Here is a 24,247-nt window from a genome sequence, read left to right as displayed (position 1 = left end):
GCGGCTTTGCCGCGCCAGTGCGGCGGACCGTTCGATAGTGATGCGATTTTCGAGAACCTGCGGCGTCCTGGCGGCGACGTTGAGCCTTCTGTCCCTCGAGGTCGCCCAGGCGCAATCCCAACGTCCGCCCGTGGTGGGCGCTCGGCCCGTCCAGAGCGGAGCGGTGGTCGCCCCGCGTCCGTCGGTGATCCCGCCGGACCTGTCGGCGGTGCAGTTCACCCCAGACCAGGTCGACGTGCTGCGGGCGGTGCTTGGCGACGCCTATTCCCATGGGTTCGCGCTAACCGCCTTCTCGCCGGATCAGGCCATCGAGCTCTACACGTCCGGCGATCCCGCCTCGCGCACGGCGGGCCAAGCCCAGCTTGTCAGCCTGACGCTGGCCTATGCGCGCGCTGTTCGCACCGGACGCCTCCCGATCAGCGCGTTCAAGACCGAGTGGGGCCTGCGCCCGGCCGCCTATGACCCCACGCCGGAGTTTGTCGCAGCCGTGCAGCAGGGACGCCTGGCCGAATGGCTGGAGACTCTGCCGCCCCCGTACACCGGCTATCAGACCCTGCGGACGGGCCTGGCCACCTATCGCGACATCGCGGCCAAGGGCGGCTGGCAGCCGATCGCGGCGGGTTCCGCGCTCAAGGAAGGCGCGACGGACGCCCGTGTTATCGCGCTGGAGGCGCGTCTGGCGGTCGAGGATCCCACCGTGGCGGTCGACGCCGCGCCGGTGTTCGACGCGGCGCTAACCCAAGCGGTCCAGCGGGCGCAGAAGCGGTTTGGCCTCAATCCGAACGGGGTCGTCGACAAGGCGACACTGGCGGCGCTCAACATCCCGGTCGAACGTCGGATCGATCAGATCGTCGCTAACATGGAGCGCTGGCGCTGGCTGCCTCAGACCCTGCCCGCCGAGCGGATCCAGGTGAACGTGGCCGCCGCGATCCTGTCGGTGTTCCACCATGACACCCCGACCCTGACGATGCGGGCTGTCACTGGGCGGCCTGGCGACGAGACGCCGATGCTCTCGTCGATGATCCACAGCATCGTGCTGAATCCGCCCTGGAACGTGCCGCAGTCGATCGCCGCCAAGGAGATCTGGCCCAAGGAGCGCGCCAGCCCCGGCTACTTGGCGCGCAACGACTTCATCGTCATCCCGACCGAAGGCGGCGGCTCGCGTCTGCAGCAGAAGGCCGGCCCGCTGGCGGCGCTGGGGAAGGTGAAGTTCGACTTCAACAATCCTTATGGCGTCTATCTGCACGACACCCCCAGCCGCTCGCGGTTCGACAGCTTCAGCCGGTTGGCCAGCCACGGCTGCGTGCGGCTGCAGAAGCCGATCGAGCTCGTCAACGAGGTGATGCGCGACGATCCCACCTGGACGCCCGAGAAGGTCAATGAAACCCTGGCGTCGGGCGAGACGGTGCGGGCCAAGCTGCCGCAGCAGATCGCCGTCTATCTGCTCTATTGGACGGCCTATGTGACGCCGGACGGGCAGGTGAACTTCCGCCAGGACCCCTATGGCTGGGATCGTGAGCTGGTGCAGCGTATCGCCGCACTGTGAGCCTGCTCAGCTTGCAATCCGGCGCGGCATGAGGTGTCCTGCCTGGCATTCGGTGTCGGGTAAGGCGTACTCATGCAACGACGTAAGCTGCTCCAGTGGGGGCTGGGCGCTATCGGGGCCGGACTTCTGCCGTTGGCGGCGCGCGCCGACGACGACATCATCGGCGCTCTGCTGGAGGGAAAGCTCCCTCAGGCCGCGCCGGTTCCTCCGCCGACCACTGTCGCCGCTACGGTCGCGTCGATTGACCCTCCGAAGCTCGCGCCCGCCGTCGCGCCGCGTTGGGTGCATCTGCATAACGTCCATACCGGCGAGAAGCTGGAAGCCGTCTACTGGGAGAACGGCGCCTATGTTCCGGACGCCGTGAGCGCGCTGGACAAGGTGCTGCGCGACTATCGTAACGATGAGGTCCATCCGATGGACCGGGGTCTCTACGACCTGCTGGACCAGATCGCGCGTAAGACCGAGAGCAAGTCGCCGTTCCAGGTGATCTCGGGCTACCGCTCGCCGTCGACGAACCGCCTTCTGTCCAAACGCAGCGGCGAGGTCGCCAAGAAGAGCCTGCACATGGACGGCAAGGCCATGGACATCTTCCTGGAGGATGTCGAGCTCAAGCATATCCGAGCTGCGGCCCTGGACCTGGGCGTCGGCGGGGTCGGCTATTACCCGACCAGCAACTTCGTCCATGTCGACGTCGGGCCGGTTCGCAAGTGGACCGGGACCTGAACCGTCGTTCGCCTGTTAGCCGAATTCGGTAACCAAGCTCTGGCTCGTCCGTTTAGACCATGGTAGCCGGCGGTAAGGCCAAGTCGGCGTGGATGGCGGACCCGTAGAATGAGCGAGCGTCGTAACAACCCGTTTGGTTTGTTCCTGCTGGGGTTCATCGTCGGCGTTCTGGCCACCTTCGGGACCATCCTGTTCCTGACGTCCAGCGGCGGTGGTTACGAAGACGGGCCGGCTGAAACGCGCACCGCTGCGGACAACGCCGCGGCCGCCGCCATGGCCGCCAGGTCCAGCCCGCCCCCACCGGCCAAGACGGAAGTTCCGGCTCCGACGCCGGAGGCGCCCGCTAACCCTTCGATCCGTCAGACCGGGCCCGCGCCGGAGCTTGACCCGCAGGTCGCCGACGACGCGGCCGCAGCGGGCATGACCTCTCGGACACGCTAAAGGCGCGCTCAACCCTGGAAGGGTGCGACGCACCGCCTCAGCCGCGATCGAAGCCTGCTGACACATCGCTGGCGACAAGGGAGGCGCACGGTCCTTGAGAAATCAAGGAGACCGCGTGTGGCGATCAAGGGAAGCTGTTGTTGCGGCGGCGTTCGGTTCGAACTGTTCGAGCGTCCGGCCATGGTCGGGGTCTGCCACTGTTCGCGGTGTCGCAAGTTTGGGTCCAGCGCCTACGCCTATGTTCGCGCCGAGGCGTTCTCTTGGGTCGCAGGCCGCGATTTGGTCGCCAGATATGCGCCCGAGCCGCCGCTACGGTTTAATCGCTGCTTCTGCGCGCGCTGCGGCACGGCGTTGGGCGATCCGTTTTCGGGCCGCGTCCTTGCCATCGCGGCCGGCTGTCTGGACGACGATCCGGGTCTGACGCCCGACTTTCATGAGTATCTGCCGGACAGGCCAACCTGGTGTCGAAGCGAGGTGTGAGCGCAAGGCGCGGTTCAGGGCGCACGAAAAAGGCGGCCGCTTGAGCGACCGCCTCTCTCGTTCAGACCTATCGTGCGGGCCTAGTTCTTGGGCGCCGGCATCGGCGTCAGAGCGTTGGCCTTCTGCTTCATCTGGGCATGCACCGCCGGGGGCAGCGGGATCATGCCGCGACCTTGCAGATAGCCGCCGCGACCGGTGGCGGCGTCCGAAACGAACTCGGTCACGAACTCCTTCAGGCCCGGCGTCACGCCGACCTGCGACTTCTTCACGTAGATGTAGAGCGAGCGCGACAGCGGGTACTGGCCGCTGGCGATGGTCTGGGCCGTCGGCTTCACGCCGTTGACCGAGGCGCCCTTGATGCGCGAGCCGTTCTCTTCAAGGAACGAGTAGCCGAACACGCCGAGCGCGTTCGGGGTCTTCTCGATGGTGCCGACGATGGCGTTGTCGTTCTCGCCTGCGTCGACCCAGCCGCCGTCGGTGCGCATCGGCGAGACGGTGGCCTTGAACTTCTTCTCGTCGGCGGCTTTCATCTTGGCCAGGGTCGGCAACTTGGCGGCGCCGCCTTCGATGGCCAGCTCGATCCACGCGTCCCGGGTGCCCGAGGTGGGCGGCGGGCCGTAGGCCAGGATGCGCGCCTTGGGCAGGCCCGGGCCGACTTCGCTCCACATCTTGTAGGGCTGCTTGACCACCTGGCCGCCGCGCAGGCTCTGGTCGGCGAGGCCGAGGTAAAGCTGCTCGAGCTTGAAGTTGAAGTCCGGACCCTTCTTGTTCGACGCGACGACGATGCCGTCGAAGCCGATCTTGATCTCGACGATGTCCTTCACGCCGGCCTTCTGACAGGCCAGGAACTCGGACTTCTTCATCGGACGCGAGGCGTTGGCGATGTCGGGGAATTTCTCGCCCGTGCCGCCGCAGAACATCTTGATGCCGCCGCCCGTGCCGAGGCTTTCGATCTTGGGCGACTTCTTGCCCGTCTTCTTGGCGAAGTTCTCGGCGACGCGCGTCGAGAACGGGAAGACCGTCGAGGAGCCGGCGGCCCAGACCTGGTCGCGAGCCGCGTGGGCTTGGTCGGCGACGGCGAGCAGAGCGACGGTGGCGACCGCGCCGATAAGCTTGTTCATGTCGTCAAATCCTGTGTCGTCCAGACGCTGGGGAAGCATCTCAGACTGGTGACGGGTTTTTGTCACGGTTCGACGACAGTTTTACGACAATGCGTCCGTGGGCGGATGAAGCTTGACCGTAAGATCCTACGGGCGCGGCTCGGGAGGCGGCGGCGCCAGCGGAACGCCACTGTTGGCCGGCGGCGAAGGTTCGCTGGGTTCCGGCGTGAACGGCGCCAGCGGCAGGCCGTCCGGACCCAGCTCGCCCTCCAGCGGCAGGCCGAGATCCTCGAGAGGGTCTTCTTCGACGACAGGGGCGACATCACGGCCCAGCGCCGACAGCATGAACGCCTTCCAGATCTTCGCCGGCTCGCCGCCGCCGACCACGCCGTTCATCGAGCTGTTGTCGTCATTGCCCAGCCAGACGCCGACGACCAGATCCTCGACGTAACCGACGAAGATCGCGTCGTGATAGTCCTGGGTCGTGCCGGTCTTGCCGTAGGCTCCCGGGATGGCGGCCTCAAGACCCGTGCCGCGGTGGGTGGCCGAGCGCAACAGATCGCGCATGTTGGCCAGCACCTTGGGGTCATAGGCCTTGGTCTTCGGCTTTTTGAATTCAGCCACGCCATGCGGGACGATCGGATACTCGCCGGCCGCGACGGACGCATAGGCGGCGGTCAGGCGGGTCAGGCTCATCGGTCCGGTGCCCAGCGCCATGGTCAGATCCGACGGGATCTCTTCTGTAACGCCCAGTTCGCGCGCCACCTTGATGACCTTGGCGGGACCCAGGTCGTGCGCCAGGCGCACCGCCGCGACGTTGGACGAGCCGGCGAAAGCGGTGATCAGGGGGACCTCGCGGGCGTGATATTTGCCCTCATGGTTCTTGGGTGTGTAGCCGCTGACCTGCACTGGCGTATCGAGGATCGGGGTGGTGACCGTCATGCCTTCGCGCAGGGCCGCCAGATAGACGAACAGCTTGAACGCCGAGCCCGGCTGGCGCTCGGCGTCGGCGCGATTGAACTGGCTCTGCTTGTAGTCGCGGCCGCCGACCATGGCGACGACGCGGCCGTCCTTGCGCATCGCCACAAGAGCGCCTTGGGTGACGTTGAGCACCTCGCCGTCACGCTCGATATAGTCGTTGAGAATGCGCTCTGCCTTCTCCTGCAGTTCGGGGTCAAGCGTCGTCTTGACGATGGTCTCGCCGTAGCGAGCCCCGATCAGCGCGCGGGCCTGGGGCAGGGCCCAGTCGGCGAAGTACGAGCCCGTAGGGAGCTTTTCCTCGGCTTCGACAGGGGACACTTCGCCCACCGCGTCCGCCTGGGCCTGGGTGATCGTCTTGGTCTCGACCATGGCGCCGAGCACCACCCGCATGCGCTCGCGGGCGCCTTCGATGTTGTTGGTCGGCGCCAGGCGCGAGGGCGCCTTCACGAGACCGGCCAGCATCGCCGCCTCGCCGATCGTCAGCTGTTCGGGCGGTTTGCCGAAGTAGTGTCGGGCTGCAGCGCGTAGGCCAAAGGCGCCGTCGCCGAAATAGACCGACGACAGGTAGCGCGACAGGATCTCGTCCTTGGACAGCCGGGCTTCCAGATAGACGGCGATCAGCGCCTCCTGGGCTTTGCGCCGCAGGTTTCGGTCGCTGGACAGGAAGGCGTTCTTGGCCAGCTGCTGGGTGATGGTCGAGCCGCCTTCGGACACGCCACCGGCCTGGGCGTTGCGGCCCAGCGCGCGGGCGATGGCCTTGGGGTCCACGCCCATGTGGCTGTAGAAGCGCCGATCCTCGATAGCGATGAAGGCGCCGGGCACGTAGGCCGGCAGCTTTGCCACATCGATCGGCGCCTCCTTGTAGGAGCCGCGACGCGCGATGGGCGACCCATCTTCGGCCACCAGCACGATGGCCGAATTGTCCAGAGGCTCCAGCGCTCGGCTCAACGGCAGGGACCAGAACAGCGAGGCGAGCAGCACGATGACCAGAACGACCGCCGCGCCCGCGCCGATCAGCCAGGCCGGTCGCTTCCAGATCGGTGGCTTGGCGACGGGGGCGGGGTGTTCCGGCGCTGGGGCTTCGACCGCCTCAACCTCCGCCTTGGGTTCCGGCTCGGCCGGGGCCTCAGGCTCGGGGAGGGCGGGGGCTTCAGCCGGGACGTCCGGCTCTGGCGCGACCTCGGCTTCGGTCGCGAGCTCGGCCTCGGACATTGTCTCAGACGTGGCGGCCGCTTCGGTTTCCGTCGGGGTGTCTTCAGTCTCCGTCTCGGCCTTCACTGCGGGCTCGAAAAGATCGGCGTCGGCGTCGTCTTGACTGACGGTCGCCGGCGACGGCGCCTCGACTTCTGTGGGGGCGACGGCCTCGGGCTTCGCGCGGCGGGATTTGCGGGCGCGGCGCGGCTTTGCAGGCGCGGTTTCCGGCGCGGCTGGATCGAGACCGGCGGCCTCGGTCATGACGGTCTGAGCGCGAGGCTTTCGCGGCCGCCGGGGCTTTGGCGCCGGCGCGGCGGAAATGTCGTCTGCAGGGTCGGTAGGATCAGACATGGACTTGGCGCTCGCTTCGGGCGCAGGCCCTCATTCGTCGAGGGCGCTCATATCACACGGCCCCGGCAAGCCAAGCGGCCCGCTTGTGAAGAATCTTTCAGGCGGGGCCTTGAACCTCTCGAAAGTGAACATAGATCACTCACGTGAGGCCGAGCGCCTCTGCCCTTCCCGGGGCGTTTCCTCCCTACTTATTCCAGCCCGGCCTTCCGCCGGGCTTTTCTTTTGGTGGTTCTGGCCTTCGCGCCGATCGGAGCCACCGACGCAAAGGCTAGAGGCGGCTAGAAGCTGACGCGCAGCCGGCCCGTGATCGTGCGCGGCGCGCCCGGTGTGATCCAGACGTTGCTGTACGAGCTTTCCAGGTAATAGGTGTCGAACAGATTCTCGACATCCAGGTGCAGCGAGACCGCCTTCGACGCCTTGTAGGCAAGGTTGGCGCGCACCGTCACATAGTCCGGCAGCTTGAAGCCGGTGTTGACGTCGTCGCCCGTGCGCTCGCCGACATAAACAACGCCGCCGCCCACGGTCACCGATCCCGCCGCATCGCCGGCCGAGCGCCAGTTGGCGTAAAGCGCGCCCGAGTGCTTCGGGATATTGCTCAGATGGCTGCCAACCATGTTGGCTCGGGTGTCCCGGGTGATCTCGGTGTCGGTGTAGGCGTAGACCGCCGTGGCGGTGATCCCCTTGGGCAGGTGAAGATTGGCCTCGGCCTCCACGCCCTGACTACGCGCGGCGCCCACGGGAATGAAGAAGCCGCTGTTGGCCGGGTCGTTGACGAGGATGTTCTCCTTGTCGATGCGGAACAGCGAGGCCGTGCCGGTCAGGCGGCCGGCCAGATCCCACTTCACGCCCGCTTCCCAGGCCTCGCCCTTCTCAGGCGGGAAGGCGCCGCCCACGGCGTCGGATCCCTGATTGTAGCGGAACGAACGTCCCCAGCTGACATAGGCCGAGAAGCTCTCGTTCGGCGCCCAGGTCAGGGCGGCGCGCGGCGAGGCCTGCGACGGCGACTGCCGGGTGACCGTGTTGTTGCGCAGGTTGGTGTTGGTCTGGCGGATCCAGTCCTGGCGGACGCCGACCAGCAGGGTGAACTGGCTGTTCAGCGTCACCAGGTCCTGCAGATAGAGGCTCTCGCCGCTCAGCTCTTCCAGCACATTCTGATTCAGCGGCGCGACCGGCTTTGTCTGGCCGTACACCGGATTGAAGATGTCGATCGCGTAGGGCGCGGCCGCTGTCGGGCTGAAGCGGTAGAAGATCCGGTGCTGCTCATAGGTGAAGGCGTCGGCGCCGGCGCGTAGCTGGTGCTCCAGGCCACCGAGCTTACCGTCGAAGCTGACCTCGATCCGGCCGGAGAGGTCATCCCAGGTATAGTCGTGGATGCGCAGTTGACGGCGAAGCTGTGTGCCGATCAGCGCGCCGTTGTGGGTGGACTGCCCTCGGAACGAGCCGTCGCGATACTGGACGCCGGCTTCGACCGCGACGCTCGGGCTGAAGTTGTAGGTCGTGGTCAGCTGGTGCTGGACCGTCTTCTGCGTGATGTCGCCGTCGTTCGGTTCGCCCAGGAAACGCTCGCGCGGCAGCGCCTTGCCATTGCCGCCTACCGCCACCAGACCTCGGTCATGCACGAAGTGCACGGTGTTGGCCTCCAGCTGGTAAAGCAGGCGCAGGTCGTCGGACGGCGTCCAGGCCAGCGAAGGGGCCAGCAGTAGGCGGTCGCTGCCGACATGATCGCGCCAACCGTCTGTGTCCTGATAGACGGCGATCATGCGGGCCGAGACGCCGCCGCCCACAGGGCCGCTGAGGTCGCCCATGATCCGCTTGGCGTCGAAGCTGCCATAGGAGAGCTCCCCCGAACCTTGGGCGGTTTCGGTCGGCGCCTTGGTGACGATGTTGATCGAGCCGCCGGGCTCGCCCTTTCCCGAGAGGGCCGAGGCGGGGCCCTTGAGCACCTGGAAGCGCTCGACGGTGGCGATGTCGCGCCGCGCATTGAAGCCGCGGTTGGCGGTGAAGCGGTTCACCAGGAGGTCCGGGCCCTGGTTGATGTCGCCCGAGAACCCGCGGATGGCATAGGCGTCCCACGCGCCGCCGAAGCTGTTCTGGCGGGCCATGCCGCCGGCGAAATCAAAGAGGTCCGACAGGTTGGTCACGCCGGTGTCGACGATCAGGGCCTCGTCCAGAACCCGCACGCTCTGCGGCAGTTTCAGGGGGGCGATGACCACGCCGTTGATGCCGGCGCTGGCCGCGCGCGAGCCGGTGATCACGACGCTGTCGACCTCATCGGCCTTGTCCTGCGCGGCGGCCAGACTGGCGAAGGCGAACGGCGAGGCGCCGGCGCAGAGGGCGAAAAGAAGGGCCTTGGAGGTCATGGGGGATCTCGCTGGAGAACGGCGGTCTGAGTTGGCCGGTCGAATAGGCGAGGGGTTGATCGACGGTCAAGATAATTGTTACGATATAACATCACATGGCGACGCGAGCGGCGCCTGACTGGCTGATGAGGGTGGCGTGACGACTGAGGGAAGCGAAAAGGCGATCGAGATCGCGGATCTCGTGGTGCGGTACGGCGATCGCGCCGTGATCGACCAACTGGCTCTCACAGTCAGGGCCGGGGAGGTCTACGGCCTGCTCGGCGGCAATGGCGCGGGGAAGTCGACCACCCTGCAGGCGATCCTCGGCTTTGTCCGCCCCAGCGCCGGCCGCGTCCGCGTGGTCGGTCGCGATCCTGCGTCGGAGCCCGCCGAGGTGCGGCGCGCCATCGCCTACATTCCCGAGAATGTGGCGCTGTACGAGCACCTGACCGCGCGGGAGAACATCGACTATTTCCTGCGTTTGGCGGGCCTGCGCCCCGTCGCCGACGAGATCAACAAGGCGCTCGACACTGTCGGTCTGGCCGAAGAGGCCTGGGGGCGCCGGGTGTCGGGCTTCTCCAAGGGCATGCGCCAGAAGACAGCCATCGCCCTGGCGGTGCTGCGCCGCGCGTCGGTGCTGCTGCTGGACGAGCCGACCTCGGGGCTTGATCCGGGCGCGACCGCCGACTTCAACGCCCTGGTCTCGCGCCTGCGCGGGGAGGGGGCCGCGATCCTGATCGTCACCCACGACTTGATCGGCGTCGCCGACATCGCGGACCGCATCGGGTTCCTGGAGCGCGGACGGATCAGCGACGAGATGGTCGCCGAGGGCCCTGAGCGCTTCGACCTTCGCGCCCTGCACAATCGCTTCTCAAGGGCGCGGGCGGCATGAGCGTGATCCTTTCGGTGACGCGCAACGAACTGCGTCACCTTGTTCGGAGCCGGGTCGCCCTGATCGGCCTGATCCTTGTCGCGTTGCTGACCTTCGCCGCAGCGCTGACCTCGCACGCCTATCAGGCCGACCAGGCGGGCCTTCGCGAGCGCTTGCAGCACGCCGCCGACGAGGACTTTGCGGCCCAGCCTAACCGGCACCCGCACCGTGTCGTGCACTTTGGCCACTTCGCCATCCGGCCGGCCAGCGGCCTGGCGGCGATGGATCCGGGCGTCGAGGCCTATACGGGCAATATGATCTTCCTCGAAGGTCATCGGCAGAACAGCGCCAATTTTGGCGACGCCCGGCAGTCCTCGCTGCTGGTCCGGTTCGGACTGCTGTCGCCCGCGCTGGTGCTGCAGGTGATCGTGCCGCTGCTGCTGGTGTTCATCGGGGCCGGGATGATCGCGGGCGAGCGCGAACGGGGCACGTTGCGCCAGTCGCTGTTGGCCGGGATTTCCGGCGGGGCGCTGCTGAGCGGCAAGGCCCTGGCGTTGGGCCTGGCGGCCCTGGCCATCTCGACCCCGGCCTTTGGTCTTCTGCTGTGGCTCGGCGCCAGCGGCGGGGCGCGGCTCTCGGCCGTCGGACTGACCGCGCTGGGCTATGTCGCTTACCTCGCCTTCTGGATCCTGCTGATCATCGCCGTCTCCGCCACGGCCAACCGCAGCCGTTCGGCCCTGATCGGCCTTGTCGGCGCCTGGGCGTTCATGGTGGTGCTGGTTCCGCGCGTCGCGCCCGAGGCCGCCGCCGCCCTGGCGCCGCTGCCGACGCGCGTGGAGACCGACATCGCCGTCCAGCGCGACCTGCGCGCGATGGGCGACAGCCACAATCCCAACGACCCCTATTTCGCGGCCTTCAAGCAGAAGACGCTGAAACAGTATGGCGTGACGCGGGTTGAGGACCTGCCGGTCAACTATCGCGGTCTGCTCGCCATCGAGGGCGAGAAGCTGACCTCCAGCCTGTTCGACCGCTACGCAGACCAGGCCTTCGGCGCGATGGAGGCGCAAGGGCGGGTGATGGACGCCCTGGCGGTGGTCAGCCCGACCGTGGCGATCCGCCGTGTGTCCATGACCTTGGCCGAGACCGACCTGTTCGCCTACCGCCGGTTCCTTGAGCAGGCCGAGGCCTATCGCTACGATCTGGTGCAGCGTCTCAACCGCCTGCAGGCCACGGCGGTCACCGCCGCTGATGACGCCGCCAAGAGCAAGAACGCGGCGGCGGAGGCTCGCAGCCGCATCTCGTCCGACCACTGGCAGGCCATGCCCCACTTCGACCCCAAACGGCCCTCGGCGGCCGACGTCGTGGGCCGCGCCTTGCCGGCGCTGGTCGCCCTGTTGCTCTGGCTTGCCGCTGGCGCCGTGTTTGCGGCCCGCGCCGGCCGTCGCCTGAACCGGAGCGCCGCATGAACGCCCTGCTTCGCGAAGCCCGCTTCCTGCTGGACCTGAAATCAGCCGTTGTGGCCATTCTCGGCCTGCTCGTCCTGACCAGCGTTGCCATCGGCGCCGGCCTGGTCGAGGTCGCGCGCCAGGAGGCCGCCATCGCCCGGATCGGACCACAGCAGGCGTCCGACGTCGCCGCGATCACCGACTGGGTCTCCCGCGAGAAGGATCCTGGCAGCGCGGCCTATTACACGTTCCACGCCACGTCGGATCCGCCGTCGGACCTGGCGTTCGCCGCCATCGGGACCCGCGATGTCTCGCCCTACGTCCTGCGGGTGCGGGCTCTTGGCCTGGAGGCGCAGCTCTATGAGGGCGAGATCGGCAATCCGGAGGCTGCGCTTCCGGGACGTTTCGACTTCGCCTTCGTGCTGGTCTATCTGGCGCCGCTGTTCGTGATCCTGCTGTTCCACGACCTGCGCTCGGGCGAGCGGGAGGCCGGGCGGTTGCGGGCCCTGGAGGCCTCGGTCGGCGCGCCCTCGGCGCTTTGGGGCGCGCGTCTGACCGTTCGCGCGCTGGGTCTTTTCCTGGCGCTGGCCCTGCCGTTCTTCGTGGGAGCCTTCGTCGCCAGCACAGCGCTTTGGAAGGTCGGAGCGGTGCTGGCGGTGGTGCTGGCCTATCTGGCCTTCTGGATCGTGCTGTGCCTGGTGGTCGCCCGCGCGGCGCGCAGCTCGCTGGCCAACGCCATGACCCTGGCGGCGGCCTGGATGACCCTGACCCTGATCGTTCCGGCGATCGGTCACGTGGTGATCAACAGCGCCATTCCGCTACGCCAGGGCATGGAGCTTGGCCAAACCCAGCGCACCGCCGTCCATCGCGCCTGGGACATCCCCAAGTCTGAAACCATGGAGGCGTTCTTCCGCACCCATCCGCAGTGGCGCAACACCGCGCCGCTGGGCGAGGCGTTCCACTGGAAATGGTATTTCGCCTTCCACCAAGTCGGGGACGAACTGGCTGGCGATCTGTCGCGCCAGTATCGGCAGGGTGTGCTGGCCCGGGCGGCCTGGAGTGAGCGGCTGGGCCTCTGCACCCCCGGCGTGGCGACTCAGCTGGCGCTCCACCGCCTTGCCGCCACCGATCCTGCGGCGCAGATCGCCTATCAGGACCGCATCCGCGCGTTCCATGGCGCGCTTCGGCGGTTCTACTATCCGTACCTGTTCGAAGACCGGCCGTTCGACCGCGCCGACTTCGCGCGCGCGCCGCAGTATCGGGCCGCGCCGGCGGTCGGAAGCTGGCCTGTCGCGCTGCTTGGCGGCGTGGTCTTGATGACGGCGCTGGTCGGCGGAGTTGGCCTTGTGCGGGGACGCAGGAAGGCGTCCTAGACGCCTACGCCGAGGCCTCGCGCATCTTGGTGATGTGCGGGGCCGCCGCCCCACGCGACCGCGACTTGATCCAGGTCTGCAGCGGCGCGTCGACCAGGCGCTCGAACAGCCATGCGGCGATGATCGTCGCCGGGATGGCCAGCGCCCACAGCGTCCACTGGGCGGCGACCGGCAGGCCAAGCTTGGCGTCGAGCATCCGCACGAGGCCAAACCAGACCACGGCTGTGAGGGTGTTGGTCAGGAACAGCGGGAACGACAGTCGCCCGGCCGCGCCCGCCCAGCGCCAGGCGCGCGGCTTGGCGGCGCCGGCTGCGTAGATCAGGAACGCCAGCAGGGCGAGGCTGAAGTAGTCGAAGTTCCCCAGCGCTTGCACGCCGATGACGATGGTCAGGCTGGCGGCCGCCAGCGGCAGCGCTTGCTGCTGGGCCAGGCGCGTGAGCGGCAGACGCGCGACCAGCACGCCGATCAGGAACAACGGCACGCCCCGGATCAGGCCAAAGCGGAGCGGCGACTGATAGCCATGCACGCCGAACGCCATCAGCGCGGTCTGGTCGATGATCACCCAGACGCAGACGCCCATAGCCAGCAGTCGCAAAGGCCGCGACGTGGCGGCGACCTTGCGCCAGACCATCGGGAACAGCGCATAGGCCACGATCAGGGCCGACAGGGTCCAGGTCGGCATGTTCCAGCCCGAGGTCCCCGGGACAAACCAGGCTTGCACCAGGAAGATCTGCGGCAGCAGTTGATCCCACTGGAACCATTGCGGGTTCTGCGGCGCTAGGCCGACCGCCGTGGTGGCCAGGAAGAAGACGACGAACAGGGCCAGCATGACCAGGTGCGGCGGCCAGATCCGCTGCACGCGACGCTTCAGGAAGGTCAAGGTGTCGACCTCGGCGCCCAGCACGCGCGCACCGTAGGTGCGGGCCAGCACATAGCCCGACAGCATCAGGAAGAAGTCGGTCGCCAGATAGCCGCGCCCGAACGCCGGCGACAGGCTAAACAGCGACACCGGCGCGCGCTCGGCGACGTGGTAGAGCACGATGAACAGGGCCGCCAGGAAGCGCAGGGCGTCCAGCGGACCGTCCCGGGACAGGACAGGCGGAGCGCTCGCTGGAGACAGACGTGTGCCGGCGTTGAACATGGGAGGCTCCTTCGCGTGCTACGCCGCAAGGGCCGGGCCAAGTTCGCCTGTCAGGCGAGGGCGCGTGTGACTCCCCCCATCACCACCGCGTTGCTAACCTCGCCGCGTTCTTCGCCTTTCGGATTCGCCCCGTGTCACAGATCCCCGTCGCCGACCTCACCGAAGCCCAGGCCGTCGAGGAACTGGAGCGTCTGGCCGATCTCCTGGCGACGCATGACATCGCCTATCACCAACAGGACAACCCGACAGTCAGCGACGCCGAGTACGACGCGCTGAAGCGGCGGAACCTCGATATCGAGACCCGCTTCCCGCATCTGGTGCGCGACAACTCGCCCTCGATGCGGGTCGGCGCCGCGCGGGCCGAGCAGTTCGCGCCGGTGGAGCACGGCGTGCCGATGCTAAGCCTCGACAACGCCTTCTCGAACGACGAGGCGATCGAGTTTGACGCCCGCATCCGACGCTTCCTACGGATCCCGCCGTCCGAGACAGTCGCCTACACCGCTGAGCCCAAGATCGACGGCCTGTCGGCCTCGCTGCGCTATGAGAAGGGTATCCTCGTGCAGGGCGCGACGCGCGGCGACGGGCGCGTTGGCGAGGACGTGACCGCCAATCTGCGCACCATCGCCGACATTCCCCACCGCCTGAAGGGCGCGGGCTGGCCCGACGTGATCGAGGTGCGCGGCGAGGTCTATGTCGAGCTGGAGGCCTTCGCCGCCTTCAACACGGCCGCCGAAGAGGCCGGTCAGCGCACCTACGCCAATCCTCGCAACTTCGCGGCGGGCTCGCTGCGCCAGATTGATCCCAAGATCAGCGCCCAACGGCCGTTGCGGTTCTTCGGCTACGCCTGGGGTCTCGTGTCGGACGCGTTCGCCGAGACGCAGTGGGGCGCGCTGGAAAAGCTGGCCAAATGGGGTTTCGTGACCACGGCGCCGCCCGCCCAGCGCGTGCTGAACGCACAAGGTCTGCTCGATATCTACGCCCAGTTCGAGGTCCTGCGGCCGACCCTGGGCTTCGATATCGACGGCGTCGTCTACAAGGTCGACGACCTGGAGCAGCAGCGCCGCCTGGGCTTCGTCTCCCGCTCGCCGCGCTGGGCGATCGCCCGCAAGTTCCCGGCGCAGCGCGCGCGGACGGTTCTGGAAGCCATCGATCTTCAGGTCGGCCGCACCGGCGCCATCACCCCCGTGGCGCGGCTGAAGCCGGTGACGGTCGGCGGCGTCTCGGTGACCAACGCCACCCTGCACAATGGCGACGAGATCGCGCGCCTGGATGTGCGCGTCGGCGACACCGTCGTTATCCAGCGGGCCGGGGACGTCATTCCGCAGATCGTCGAGGTCGCGCTGGACGCGCGGCCTCATCCCGCGCCGCCGCCCTATGAATTCCCCCATATCTGCCCGTGTCCCTTGCAGACACCGCTGGCGCGCGAGGTGACGGCGTCCGGCCAGGAGTCGGTGGTGCGTCGTTGCACCGGCGAGTTCGCCTGTCCGTTTCAGCGGGTCGAGCACCTGCGCCACTTCGTCTCCCGCCGGGCGTTCGACATCGAAGGTTTGGGCGAGAAGCAGCTGCAGGCCTTTTTCGAGGAAGGCTGGATCACCGAGCCCGCCGACATCTTCAAGCTGGCGCGCGACGAGGAGAAGCTGGCCGCCCTGCGCGAACGCGAGGGCTATGGCGAGACGTCGGTGGCCAATCTGGTCAAGGGGGTCGAGGCGCGGCGGACCATCGGCATGGACCGCATGATCTACGGCCTGGGCGCGCGCGACATCGGCGAGACGACCTCTACGGTGCTGGCCCGCAACTTTGACCGCTTTGCGGACCTGCAGGCCGCCGCCGAGGCCGCCGCACGGGCGCTGCCCGGCGAGACCTATCTCGAGCTCTCCACGGCGCCGGGCGTGGGGCCCAAGGCGCTGGACATGCTGATCGAGGCGGGGAAGGGCGGTCTGGTCGCCGACCCGTGGCCGCAGACCGACGACCTTGAGATCAAGATCGGCCACGCAGTCCCGAAGCTGACGAAGCCCGCCCGCGCGGCGCTGGCGCAGCGCTACGGAACCTGGGACGCCTTCGCCGAGGGGCTGGCGGCGGCGGCGTCAGGCGCGCCGGGCGATGACTATCTGCACCTGGCCGCCATCGACGGCGTCGGACCGGTGGCGGCGCAATCCCTGGCGCGCTTCTTCGCCGAAGACCACAACCGCCAGAAGGTCGCCAACCTCGTCGCCGAGCTCGACATCCAGCCGGTGGCCAAGCCCAAGACCGACACTGCGGTGGCGGGCAAGACCATCGTCTTCACCGGATCGCTGGAGAAGATGACCCGCGACGAGGCCAAGGCGCAGGCCGAGGGCTTGGGGGCCAAGGTCGCGTCTTCAGTCTCCAAGAAGACCGACCTCGTGGTCGCCGGCCCCGGCGCGGGCTCCAAGCTCAAGACCGCTACGGAACTTGGCATCCAGGTGATGACAGAAGACGAGTGGCTGGCGCTTGTGGCGGGCTGACTGCTTTCCGAATTCTCGCCGCGATTTCGTGCGAACGCTTGTTTCGAGAGACGTGATCGCGCAACCAAGCGACCAAGACGCACGCTGATCGCGTGAACAGGGAGATTTTGATGATCCGCAAAGCCATGATCGCCGCCGCCGCGCTCGGCGCCAGCCTCGCCGTTTCAGCGCCCGCCTTCGCTGCGGATGTCACGGGCCTGTGGGCGACGCCGGGCAATGGCGGCCAGGTCGAGATCTCGCGCTGCGGCAACAGCCTCTGCGGCAAGCTGGTGACATCCGACCACATCAAGACCAATCCGGGCCTGAAGGACATCAAGAACAAGGACGAGAGCCAGCGCGGCCGCACCTTGAAGAACCTGCAGATGCTCTACGACTTCAGCGGCGGCCCCACCAAGTGGACTGGCGGCAAGGTCTACAACCCCGAGGATGGCGGCACCTATTCGGGCACGATCGAAATGGTCAGCAACACCGAGCTGAAGCTCAAGGGCTGCATCGTCGCGCCGCTGTGCAAGACCCAGAAGTGGACGCGGATCCGGTAGGTCGCATCAAATCCTCCCCCTCGCGGGGGAGGTGGTCGCGAAGCGACCGGAGGGGGAAGTGCTGTTGAGCTTGCGACTTCCCTCTCCGTCGACTCCGCCGACACCTCTCCCTTGGGCAGAGGATCTCGCGCCTAAAGCGGCGCGCAGGCCTGTTCCATCCAGGTCCTAACCTCAAGCTCAACCCGAGGCCCAATCTCGCGCAGCACCCGGGCGTGATAGGCGTCGAACTGGGCGATTTCTTCGTTGGTGAGGAGCGCCTTGTCGATCAGGCGACGGTCGATCGGGGCCAGGGTCAGGGCCTCGAAGCGGTGCATAGGCCGCTCGCCGCCGGGCAGGTCCTCGGCGGGCATGACCACCTCAAGGTTCTCGATCCGGATGCCGTACTCGCCGTCCTTGTAGTAGCCGGGCTCGTTCGAGACGATCATGCCCGGCTGCAGGGCGATGGTGTTCGGCGCCTTCGAAATTCGCTGCGGTCCCTCGTGGACGCCCAGATAGACGCCGACGCCGTGGCCGGTGCCGTGGTCATAGTCGAGGCCATGCGCCCACAGGGCCATCCGCGCCAGGGCGTCGATGGCCGAGCCGGTGGTGCCGGCCGGGAAGCGGAGGCGAGCGATGGCCAGATGGCCCTTCAGCACGAGCGTGTTGCGCTGGACCATCTCAGCCGTGGGCTCGCCGATCGCCACCGTGCGGGTGACGTCCGTCGTGCCGTCCAGATACTGACCGCCGCTGTCGACCAGCAGCAACGAGCCCATCTTGGCGCGCTCGTTGGACCGCTCGGTCGGGCGGTAGTGGGGAAGGGCGCCGTGGCCGTTGGCCGCGCCGATGGTGTCGAAGGAAAGGTCCTTCAGCACGCCGGTGGCTTCACGGAAGGCTTCAAGCTTGGCGACGGCTTCCTTCTCGTCCGGCGGGTTGATCTGGCCCTCGGTCGCCAGCCAGTGCAGGAAACGCGTCAGGGCCGCGCCGTCGCGGCGGTGCGCCTCGCGCGTACCCTCCAGCTCGACGGCGTTCTTGCAGGCGCGCGGCAGGGTGCAGGGATCCATCGCCCGCACGACCTTGGCGCCGGCGGCGGTCAGGACGTCGAAGTACCAGGCCGAGGACTGGGCCGGATCGACGACGACACTCTTGCCCGAGAGGTCGGCGAGCGCGGCTTCGAGCTTGTCCGGGGTCTCCAGCGAGACCTGGTTGCCGAGCCAGGCCGGCAGGTCTGTCGTGACCTTGGCCGGCTCCAGGAACAGGCGCGCCGTGCCGTCGGCGTTCAGGATGGCCTGCGACAGCGGCAGCGGGGTGCGGATGACGTCGCCGCCGCGCACGTTGAACAACCAGGCGATCGAGGCCGGAGCCGTGATCACCGCCGCGTCGGCGCCCAGCGCTGCGACCGAAGCGCCGACCCTGGCGCGCTTGGCGCTGGACTCTTCGCCGGCGTGCTCGAGCGGCTGAGGGACTACCGGCGCCATGGGCTGCGGCGGGCGAGCCTCGCCCCAGGCCTGGTCGACCGGGTTGGCGGCGACAGGCTTCAGTGTCGCTCCGGCGCGAGTGGCGGCGGCCTTCAGGCCGTCCAGAGCGGCGGGGCTGTGCAGGCGAGCGTCATAGCCGATCACGGCGCCCTTCGACACGGTTTCCAGATAGTCCGGGACGCCGCCCTCGACGAGGTCACGGATCTCGAACACGCCCTGGTCGACCTGCTCGCGGACCTGCAGGGTGTAGCGGCCGTCGACGAAGACGGCGGCGCGGTCCTTCAGGATCACGCCCGCACCGGCCGAGCCGGTGAAGCCGCTGGCCCAGGCCAGCCGGTCATTGGCGGCGGGCAGGTACTCGTTCTGGTGTTCGTCCTCGTGCGGCACGAGGAAGCCGTCCAGCCCCTGCGCCGCCATGGCCTGGCGGATCAGCGGGACGTGCTTGGGGCCGAAGGAGGGATCGGTGGATTCGTCGAAGGTCTGGCGCATGGGGAGGATTTAGGCCTCTCCGGGCGCGCAGGGAAGATGTTCTATCCTCCCCCAAGCGGGGGAGGTGTCGGCTCGAAGAGACGACGGAGGGGGAAGAGGCAAGCTTTGCAGACCTTCCCCCACCGGCCCTTCGGGCCACCTCCCCCGCGAGGGGGAGGATTTGGATTTCGACTGTCTACGGCCGCTGCAGCACCAGCGTCGCCCAGGCGTCGCGGTGGATGCGGGTCACGACCTTGAAGCCGCGCGAAAGGTAGGCGGCCTTGACCATCCGCTCTTGGGTGCGCAGCAGGCCGGACAGGATCACAGTGCCGCCGGGGACGAGGGCGCGCTTGATGTCTTGCGCGAGGCTGATCAGCGGGCGGGCCAGGATGTTGGCGAAGACGAGGTCGTAGGGCGCGTTCTCGGCGACCAGACGGTTCGAAAGGCCCGAGGCGTGGACGAAGCGCGCATTGGCCTTGTTGACCTGGGCGTTCTCCTTGGAGATTCGCACGCTGGGCTTGTCGATGTCGGTGCCGACGGCCAGTTTGGCGCCGGTACGAGCGGCGGCGATGGCCAGCAGGCCGGTGCCGGCGCCGACGTCGAGCACCTTGTTGAACTTGCGCGCCTTGATCAGGCGGTCATAGGCCTGCAGGCAGCCGACGGTGGTGCCGTGGTGGCCGGTGCCGAATGCCGCGCCGGCCTCGATCCGCAGGTTGACGGTGCTGGCCGGCAGGCGGCCACGGTCGTGCATGCCGTAGACGAAGAAGCGGCCGGCGCGCACGGGCGGCAGACCCGACAGGGCCATGGCCAGCCAGTCGGCGTCGGCCAGGGTGTCGCGGGAAACCTTTAGGTCGTATTCGCCCAGCAACGCCATCAGGCTGGCGTCTTCCTCGTCGGTCGTCGGGAAGGCGTCGATGCGCCAGACGTTCTTGTCCTCGTCCTCTTCCAGGATCGAGTAGGTCGCGCCTTCCAGGCCCGGATGGTTGTCGATGGCGTCGGCGGCGGTCTCGGCCTCGACGCGCGAGCCACGGGCGACGATCTGCTGGGGCGTATAGTCGGTCATGCCGCTCCGTTAGCGGCAAAGTCGTTGAAAAGCGAGCCTTCAGCGCGAGGTCATGCCCGTGGCGGCCGCGTCGGCGAGCATCAGGGTGTCCGCCGGGGCTGACAGACGATCCTCGGGAAGAGACGTATCGAGGATGTCGCCGCGTTCCGACGCCCAGTGCGCGCGCTCGGGCCCGGCGGGAACGTCGGCGGCGACGTGACGCGCAGGGACATAGGCTGGAAGCTCCGGCGGCGGGGGCAGGGGCGGCGGCTTATAGCTGGCGTAGGTGACCGGCGGGGCCTGGGTCGCCTTGAGAAAATCGGTTCCAACCACGTAGTCGGGAAGATCGCCTGACGGATAGATAATAGGCTCAGCGGTGGCCTCCATCCTGGTCCGCGTCGGTTCCATGTCCGGCTGGAATGGGCCGTCTTGCGGGCCTGTCTGCATGGCCAAGCCGGCGAGCGCGCCAACAAATGCGCAGAGCGGCGCGCCAAAGGCGACAGGTCGTGTCGCGCCGAAGGCCTTGAGCGGGGCGATCATGCGGTTCAGGCGTTGCATGTCGGCATAGCGCATCAGGCAGATTTTGGTTCTCCATTCCCGGCGGCCGCTGATGCGTTAGGATGACAGGCATGGCCAAGACCGTTCCCAGCTTGCTGCGCGCCCGCAATGCCGAGGAGCATGCGCGGGTCACCTATGCCGAGCTGTTCTTTGACCTGGTCTTCGTCTTCGCGGTGACCCAGCTCTCGCACGTTGTCTTGAAGCACCCGGATGGACCTGGGGTCCTGCATGCGGCCGTGCTGCTGCTGGCGGTGTGGTGGTCGTGGATCTACACCGCCTGGGTGACGAACTGGCTGGATCCCGAGCGGGGGCCTGTCCGCTTGATGCTGTTCGTGATGATGGCGGCGGCCATGGTGTTGGCGGCTTCGATCCCCGACGCCTTCGGCGCGCGCGGCCTGGCCTTCGCCGCAGCTCACGTCTTCATCCAGGTGGGGCGCAGCGCCTTCTTCCTGTGGACGGCTTGGAAGGACGAAGGGCACCGCGCCAACTTCCTGCGGATCACCGCCTGGCTGTCCTTCGCCGGGGTTTTCTGGATCACCGGCGCGTTCGTCGAGGGAGAGGGGCGACTGCTGGTCTGGGGCCTGGCGCTGGCGATCGAGTATGTCTCGCCGGCCGTGGGTTTCTGGACCCCTGGCCTTGGTCGCACCAAGACCTCGGAGTGGAACGTCGAGGGCGGCCACATGGCCGAGCGCTGCGCCTTGTTCACGATCATCGCGCTGGGCGAGTCGATCATCATCTCGGGATCGACTGTCATTGGCCTGGAGTGGGAGGCGTCGGTGATGGCCGCCTTCACCGGCGCGTTCCTGTGCAGCCTGACCATGTGGTGGATCTACTTCTCGTCCACGGCCGAGGCGGCTAGCAAGGCGATCGCTGAGTCGAGCGATCCGGGCGCGATCGCCCGCGTGGCCTATACCTACGCCCATCTGCCCATCATCGCCGGGATCATCGTGACCGCCGTCGGCGACGAGTGGGTGATCCATCACCCTATCGGCCACATGGAGACCAAGGTGGCGCTGGCGCTGATTGGCGGACCCGCGCTGTTCCTGCTCGGCGCGCTTCTGTTCAAGCGGGCGGTGTTCCGCCGCTGGTCGCGGCCGCGCCTTCTGGGTCTGGCTGGGCTGGCGGGATTGGGCGTGGCGTCGCCATATCTTCAGCCGCTGGCGCTATCGTGGCTGACAACCCTGGTTTTGATCGCCGTCGGCGTCTGGGAGACGCTGGGGCCGCGCCCCAGCGAGGCGCAGCCGGAGCATGACGGCGTCCGCCCTGGGCTAAAGCCCGAGGGGTGATCAGGCTTTCTCGACGAAGCTGTCGATGACCTTCTTCTCGCCGGCCTTGTCAAAGGCGACCGTGAGCTTGTTGCCTTCGATACCGGTGACCTTGCCGTAGCCGAACTTGACGTGGAACACCCGGTCGCCGCGCGAATAGGCGCTGTTGGTCGGGGCGGAGACCGCGACCAGGCGGCCTTCGCCCTCGATCGGGGCCGCACGCGCCGCCGAACCGGCGCGCACGCCCTGGATCCCGCGCCAAGATCCGCCACGTTCGCCAAAGCCCGAGGTGCGCTCCTGGGCCCGCTTCCAGCCGGGGCTGTCGTAGCTGCCGGCCTGGAAGGCGCTGGCGCCCGGATCGTCCCAGCGCGAGGCGGCCGTCGACTGCATGCCCGGGCCGCCGCCGTAGTAGCCGGTCTCCGAGGCCGCATCGACGTGGGCGATCGGCAGTTCGTCGACAAAGCGGCTGGGGAGTTGCGACGTCCAGCGGCCATAGACCTGGCGGTTGGCCACGAAACTGATGCGGGCTTCCTCACGGGCGCGGGTGATGCCGACATAGGCCAGACGCCGTTCTTCCTCGAGGCCCTTCTCACCCTTGTCGTCCATGCTGCGCTGGCTGGGGAACACGCCTTCCTCCCAGCCGGGCAGGAAGACCAACGGGAACTCCAGGCCCTTGGCCGAGTGCAGGGTCATGATCCAGACCGCGTCGCCGGTGGCCTCGCGATCGAGATCCATGACCAGCGACACGTGTTCCAGGTAGCCCTCAAGCGTATCGAACGCGCCCATCGACTGGACCAGTTCCTTCAGGTTTTCGAGGCGCGTCTGACTGGTCGGGCCCTTGTCGAGGCGCAGGGCGTCGGTATAGCCGCTTTCCTCCAGCACGGTTTCCAGCAGGCGCTGGTGATGCACGGTCCCGACCAGCGAACGCCAGCGGTCCAGATCGCGGATAAAGTTGCTCAGTGCGGTGCGGGTACGGGCCGGCAGCTCGTCGCTGGCGATGATCGCGCGGGCGGCGTCGACGGTGGAAATCCCTTCCAGGCGAGCGATTTGCAGCAGTTTCTGAACGCTGGTGTCGCCGATGCCGCGCTTGGGCGTGTTGACGATCCGCTCGAAGGCCAGATCGTCGTCGGGCGACTGGATCAGACGCAGATAGGCGTGGGCGTCGCGGATTTCGGCGCGCTCGAAGAAGCGCGGGCCGCCGACCACCTTGTAGGGGATCTGCAGCATCACGAAGCGCTCTTCGAAGGCGCGCATCTGGAAGCTGGCGCGGACAAGGATCGCCATCTGGCTGTACTTGCGACCGGCCTTCTTGGCGCGCTCGATCTCGTCGGCGATCATCCGGCTTTCGGCTTCGCCGTCCCAGACGCCTGACACCTTGACCTTCTCGCCGCCCTTGGACGGGGTCCACAGGGTCTTGCCCAGACGCCCCTTGTTGGCGGTGATCAGGCCCGACGCGGCGGCCAGGATGTGCTCGGTGGAGCGGTAGTTGCACTCCAGGCGCACGACCTTGGCGCCCGGGAAGTCGCGCTCAAAGCGCAGGATGTTGTCCACTTCAGCCCCGCGCCAGCCGTAGATCGACTGGTCGTCGTCGCCCACGCAGCAGACGTTCTGGCGGCCCTGGGCCAGCAGGCGTAGCCACAGGTACTGGGCGACGTTGGTGTCCTGGTACTCGTCGACCATCACGTACTTGAAGCGCTTCTGGAACTCGTCCAGCACGTCAGGATGGCCTGTGAAGATGCTGATATTGTGCAGCAAAAGATCGCCGAAATCACAGGCGTTCAGGATGCGAAGGCGCTCCTGATACTGCCGATAGAGGCTGATCCCCTTGCCGTTTGCGAACTCGCCGGCTTCGCTGGTCGGCACCCGATCAGGCGTCCAGCCGCGGTTCTTCCAGCCGTCGATGATCTGCGACAGGATGCGGGGCGTCCACCGCTTGGCGTCGATGTTCTCGGCCTCGATCAACTGCTTGAGCAAGCGCTCCTGATCGTCGGTGTCGATGATCGTGTAGTTCGACTTCAGCCCGATCAGCTCGGCGTGGCGGCGCAGAATCTGTGCGGCCACCGAATGGAACGTGCCCAGCCAGCGCAGGCCCTCAGCCTCCGGGCCGATGATGTGGGTGATCCGCTCGCGCATCTCGCGGGCGGCCTTGTTGGTGAAGGTGACAGCCAGCAGCTCCCACGGACGGGCGCGGCCGGTGGCCAGGATATGGGCCAGGCGTGTGGTCAAGACGCGGGTCTTACCCGTGCCGGCGCCGGCAAGCACCAGCAGCGGACCCTCGGTGGTCTCCACCGCTTCGCGCTGCTCGGGGTTCAGGCCGTCGAGGTAGCCGGGCGCGGCGCCAGCGGGCGGGCGGGCTCGGGCGAGGTCGGAAATGCGCGGAGCGGGCAGGTCGCCGGGGAATTCCTCGGTGGGGCTCGGCGAGTCGGTGTCGGGAAACATGGAACATATGTAGC

Annotated in this window: 18 protein-coding genes; 10 read left to right on the top strand and 8 right to left on the bottom strand. The window is 67.6% G+C overall.

The window, feature by feature from the left end; genetic code table 11:
• The first annotated feature begins 37 nt into the window (after positions 1-37).
• The 4 genes from ACT53N_RS02985 (at position 38) to ACT53N_RS02970 (ending at position 3,190) form a co-directional block, all read left to right on the top strand.
• On the top strand, positions 38-1,546 hold the full coding sequence (locus tag ACT53N_RS02985) for a L,D-transpeptidase family protein (RefSeq protein WP_476062478.1): 1,509 nt from the start codon (positions 38-40) through the stop codon (positions 1,544-1,546).
• A gap of 72 nt (positions 1,547-1,618) precedes the next feature.
• The gene (gene mepK / locus ACT53N_RS02980; RefSeq protein ID WP_476062477.1) at positions 1,619-2,269 is read left to right on the top strand and encodes a peptidoglycan L,D-endopeptidase MepK; all 651 of its coding nucleotides are present in this window, start codon (positions 1,619-1,621) and stop codon (positions 2,267-2,269) included.
• Between the two features lie 108 nt (positions 2,270-2,377).
• The gene (locus ACT53N_RS02975; protein ID WP_476062476.1) at positions 2,378-2,710 is read left to right on the top strand and encodes a hypothetical protein; all 333 of its coding nucleotides are present in this window, start codon (positions 2,378-2,380) and stop codon (positions 2,708-2,710) included.
• Between the two features lie 117 nt (positions 2,711-2,827).
• Positions 2,828-3,190: a GFA family protein gene (locus ACT53N_RS02970; protein ID WP_476062475.1), complete on the top strand. Its 363-nt coding sequence runs from the start codon at positions 2,828-2,830 to the stop codon at positions 3,188-3,190.
• Between the two features lie 80 nt (positions 3,191-3,270).
• Here the strand turns inward: ACT53N_RS02970 and ACT53N_RS02965 are convergent, their stop codons facing one another.
• From ACT53N_RS02965 to ACT53N_RS02955, 3 genes are all read right to left on the bottom strand, one after another.
• The gene (locus ACT53N_RS02965; protein ID WP_476062474.1) at positions 3,271-4,311 is read right to left on the bottom strand and encodes a substrate-binding domain-containing protein; all 1,041 of its coding nucleotides are present in this window, start codon (positions 4,309-4,311) and stop codon (positions 3,271-3,273) included.
• 126 nt (positions 4,312-4,437) lie between these two features.
• Positions 4,438-6,816, bottom strand: coding sequence for a transglycosylase domain-containing protein (locus ACT53N_RS02960; protein WP_476062473.1), 2,379 nt, complete (start codon positions 6,814-6,816; stop codon positions 4,438-4,440).
• A gap of 278 nt (positions 6,817-7,094) precedes the next feature.
• Entirely contained in the window at positions 7,095-9,176 is a 2,082-nt protein-coding gene (locus ACT53N_RS02955) for a TonB-dependent siderophore receptor (RefSeq protein ID WP_476062472.1), read from the bottom strand.
• Between the two features lie 136 nt (positions 9,177-9,312).
• Here ACT53N_RS02955 and ACT53N_RS02950 point away from each other — a divergent pair, with 136 nt between their 5' ends.
• Genes ACT53N_RS02950 through ACT53N_RS02940 form a run of 3 tightly spaced genes read left to right on the top strand, consistent with a single transcriptional unit; the run spans position 9,313 to position 12,844 of the window.
• Positions 9,313-10,047 (top strand): ABC transporter ATP-binding protein, encoded by a 735-nt coding sequence (locus tag ACT53N_RS02950; RefSeq protein ID WP_476062471.1) that lies wholly within the window; start codon positions 9,313-9,315, stop codon positions 10,045-10,047.
• Entirely contained in the window at positions 10,044-11,492 is a 1,449-nt protein-coding gene (locus ACT53N_RS02945; protein ID WP_476062470.1) for an ABC transporter permease, read from the top strand. Before ACT53N_RS02950 ends, ACT53N_RS02945 begins: the two co-directional genes overlap by 4 nt.
• Positions 11,489-12,844: a DUF3526 domain-containing protein gene (locus tag ACT53N_RS02940; protein WP_476062469.1), complete on the top strand. Its 1,356-nt coding sequence runs from the start codon at positions 11,489-11,491 to the stop codon at positions 12,842-12,844. The genes ACT53N_RS02945 and ACT53N_RS02940 overlap by 4 nt, the downstream gene beginning before the upstream one ends.
• A 4-nt stretch (positions 12,845-12,848) precedes the next feature.
• Here the strand turns inward: ACT53N_RS02940 and ACT53N_RS02935 are convergent, their stop codons facing one another.
• A complete protein-coding gene (locus ACT53N_RS02935; RefSeq protein ID WP_476062468.1) occupies positions 12,849-13,985 on the bottom strand; it encodes an acyltransferase family protein in 1,137 nt (378 codons plus the stop codon).
• 131 nt (positions 13,986-14,116) lie between these two features.
• Between ACT53N_RS02935 and ligA the strand changes: the two genes are divergently transcribed.
• Complete coding sequence (ligA, locus tag ACT53N_RS02930; RefSeq protein WP_476062467.1) at positions 14,117-16,468, top strand: NAD-dependent DNA ligase LigA; 2,352 nt, start codon at positions 14,117-14,119, stop codon at positions 16,466-16,468.
• A gap of 110 nt (positions 16,469-16,578) precedes the next feature.
• Complete coding sequence (locus ACT53N_RS02925) at positions 16,579-17,007, top strand: DUF2147 domain-containing protein (RefSeq protein ID WP_476062466.1); 429 nt, start codon at positions 16,579-16,581, stop codon at positions 17,005-17,007.
• Positions 17,008-17,138: 131 nt separating this feature from the next.
• On the opposite strand, the gene ACT53N_RS02920 is transcribed toward ACT53N_RS02925, so the two are convergent.
• From ACT53N_RS02920 to ACT53N_RS02910, 3 genes are all read right to left on the bottom strand, one after another.
• Positions 17,139-18,950: an aminopeptidase P family protein gene (locus tag ACT53N_RS02920; RefSeq protein WP_476062465.1), complete on the bottom strand. Its 1,812-nt coding sequence runs from the start codon at positions 18,948-18,950 to the stop codon at positions 17,139-17,141.
• Between the two features lie 175 nt (positions 18,951-19,125).
• Complete coding sequence (locus ACT53N_RS02915; protein WP_476062464.1) at positions 19,126-19,992, bottom strand: 50S ribosomal protein L11 methyltransferase; 867 nt, start codon at positions 19,990-19,992, stop codon at positions 19,126-19,128.
• Between the two features lie 39 nt (positions 19,993-20,031).
• A complete protein-coding gene (locus ACT53N_RS02910; protein WP_476062463.1) occupies positions 20,032-20,544 on the bottom strand; it encodes a hypothetical protein in 513 nt (170 codons plus the stop codon).
• Positions 20,545-20,600: 56 nt separating this feature from the next.
• Here ACT53N_RS02910 and ACT53N_RS02905 point away from each other — a divergent pair, with 56 nt between their 5' ends.
• Positions 20,601-21,815: a low temperature requirement protein A gene (locus ACT53N_RS02905; protein ID WP_476062462.1), complete on the top strand. Its 1,215-nt coding sequence runs from the start codon at positions 20,601-20,603 to the stop codon at positions 21,813-21,815.
• Here ACT53N_RS02905 and ACT53N_RS02900 read toward each other — a convergent pair whose 3' ends face one another.
• Positions 21,816-24,233, bottom strand: coding sequence for an ATP-dependent helicase (locus ACT53N_RS02900; RefSeq protein WP_476062461.1), 2,418 nt, complete (start codon positions 24,231-24,233; stop codon positions 21,816-21,818).
• Positions 24,234-24,247: the final 14 nt, after the last annotated feature.

The organism is Caulobacter sp. DMC95 (genome assembly GCF_056313785.1).
The sequence above is the reverse complement of the archived record's forward strand: the minus strand, read 5'-3'. Positions and strand labels throughout refer to the sequence as shown.

Coding starts and splice junctions, on each gene's coding strand:
- ACT53N_RS02910 (WP_476062463.1), bottom strand. CDS start 20,544: ATGCGCTATGCCGACATGCAACGCCTGAACCGCATGATCGCCCCGCTC.
- ACT53N_RS02905 (WP_476062462.1), top strand. CDS start 20,601: ATGGCCAAGACCGTTCCCAGCTTGCTGCGCGCCCGCAATGCCGAGGAG.
- ACT53N_RS02965 (WP_476062474.1), bottom strand. CDS start 4,311: ATGAACAAGCTTATCGGCGCGGTCGCCACCGTCGCTCTGCTCGCCGTC.
- ACT53N_RS02945 (WP_476062470.1), top strand. CDS start 10,044: ATGAGCGTGATCCTTTCGGTGACGCGCAACGAACTGCGTCACCTTGTT.
- ACT53N_RS02915 (WP_476062464.1), bottom strand. CDS start 19,992: ATGACCGACTATACGCCCCAGCAGATCGTCGCCCGTGGCTCGCGCGTC.
- ACT53N_RS02960 (WP_476062473.1), bottom strand. CDS start 6,816: ATGTCTGATCCTACCGACCCTGCAGACGACATTTCCGCCGCGCCGGCG.
- ACT53N_RS02955 (WP_476062472.1), bottom strand. CDS start 9,176: ATGACCTCCAAGGCCCTTCTTTTCGCCCTCTGCGCCGGCGCCTCGCCG.
- mepK (WP_476062477.1), top strand. CDS start 1,619: ATGCAACGACGTAAGCTGCTCCAGTGGGGGCTGGGCGCTATCGGGGCC.
- ACT53N_RS02925 (WP_476062466.1), top strand. CDS start 16,579: ATGATCCGCAAAGCCATGATCGCCGCCGCCGCGCTCGGCGCCAGCCTC.
- ACT53N_RS02940 (WP_476062469.1), top strand. CDS start 11,489: ATGAACGCCCTGCTTCGCGAAGCCCGCTTCCTGCTGGACCTGAAATCA.
- ACT53N_RS02935 (WP_476062468.1), bottom strand. CDS start 13,985: ATGTTCAACGCCGGCACACGTCTGTCTCCAGCGAGCGCTCCGCCTGTC.
- ACT53N_RS02920 (WP_476062465.1), bottom strand. CDS start 18,950: ATGCGCCAGACCTTCGACGAATCCACCGATCCCTCCTTCGGCCCCAAG.
- ACT53N_RS02900 (WP_476062461.1), bottom strand. CDS start 24,233: ATGTTTCCCGACACCGACTCGCCGAGCCCCACCGAGGAATTCCCCGGC.
- ACT53N_RS02975 (WP_476062476.1), top strand. CDS start 2,378: ATGAGCGAGCGTCGTAACAACCCGTTTGGTTTGTTCCTGCTGGGGTTC.